The following is a 1,574-nucleotide window of genomic DNA, read 5'->3' as shown; positions in this document are numbered from 1 at the left end:
CTCGTCTCGTATCTCAGCGTTAATGAAGTCCCGGATTTACCTAAGACAACCGCCTACATACTTTCACACGGACTACCAACGCCGTGCTCACCTAGCCTACTCCGTCCCTCCTTCGCAATATATAGAAGTACAGAAATATTAATCTGTTTCCCATCGACTACGCGTTTCCGCCTCGCCTTAGGGGCCGACTTACCCTGCCCTGATTAACATGGGACAGGAAACCTTGGTCTTTCGGCGGGGGAGTTTTTCACTCCCCTTATCGTTACTCATGTCAGCATTCGCACTTCTGATACCTCCAGCAAGCTTTACAACTCACCTTCAACGGCTTACAGAACGCTCCCCTACCACTCAAACCTAAGTTTGAATCCGCAGCTTCGGTGACTAGTTTAGCCCCGTTACATCTTCCGCGCAGACCGACTCGACTAGTGAGCTATTACGCTTTCTTTAAAGGATGGCTGCTTCTAAGCCAACCTCCTAGCTGTCTATGCCTTTCCACATCGTTTCCCACTTAACTAGTACTTTGGGACCTTAGCTGGCGGTCTGGGTTGTTTCCCTCTTCACAACGGACGTTAGCACCCGCAGTGTGTCTCCCGCATATCACTCATTGGTATTCGGAGTTTGCAAAGGGTTGGTAAGTCGGGATGACCCCCTAGCCTTAACAGTGCTCTACCCCCAATGGTGTTCGTGCGAGGCTCTACCTAAATAGATTTCGGGGAGAACCAGCTATCTCCCGGCTTGATTAGCCTTTCACTCCGACCCACAAGTCATCACCGCATTTTTCAACATACGTGTGTTCGGTCCTCCAGTTGATGTTACTCAACCTTCAACCTGCCCATGGGTAGATCGCCGGGTTTCGGGTCTATACCCTGCAACTAAACGCGCAGTTAACACTCGCTTTCGCTACGGCTCCCCTAGTCGGTTAACCTTGCTACAGAATATAAGTCGCTGACCCATTATACAAAAGGTACGCAATCACTGGACTAAATCCAGCTCTCACTGCTTGTACGTATGCGGTTTCAGGTTCTATTTCACTCCCCTCACAGGGGTTCTTTTCGCCTTTCCCTCACGGTACTGGTTCACTATCGGTCAGTTAGGAGTATTTAGCCTTGGAGGATGGTCCCCCCATGTTCAGACAACGTTTCACGTGTGCCGTCCTACTCGATTTCACGGTAAGTTCATTTTCGTGTACGGGGCTATCACCCTGTATCGCTCTACTTTCCAGTAGATTCCACTAACTTACAAACCGCTTAAGGGCTAATTCCCGTTCGCTCGCCGCTACTAAGGAAATCTCGGTTGATTTCTTTTCCTCGGGGTACTTAGATGTTTCAGTTCTCCCGGTTCGCCTCATTAAGCTATGTATTCACTTAATGATAGTATCTTATGATACTGGGTTTCCCCATTCAGAAATCTCAGTCTATAACGGTTTTTATCACCTTAACTGAGCTTATCGCAGATTAACACGTCTTTCATCGCCTCTAACTGCCAAGGCATCCACCACATACGCTTAGTCACTTAACCATACAACCCTAAGTAGTCTCGAAAGATACGAAGTACAAGAAGGTGACAAAACCTTC

At 48.2% G+C, this 1,574-nt stretch carries 1 rRNA gene; it reads right to left on the bottom strand.

What is annotated here, in order from left to right:
* A 23S ribosomal RNA gene (locus AC27HL_RS19495) occupies positions 1–1,518 on the bottom strand; the annotation flags it as partial.
* Positions 1,519–1,574: the final 56 nt, after the last annotated feature.

Source organism: Colwellia aquaemaris, assembly GCF_057548755.1.
The sequence above is the reverse complement of the archived record's forward strand: the minus strand, read 5'-3'. Positions and strand labels throughout refer to the sequence as shown.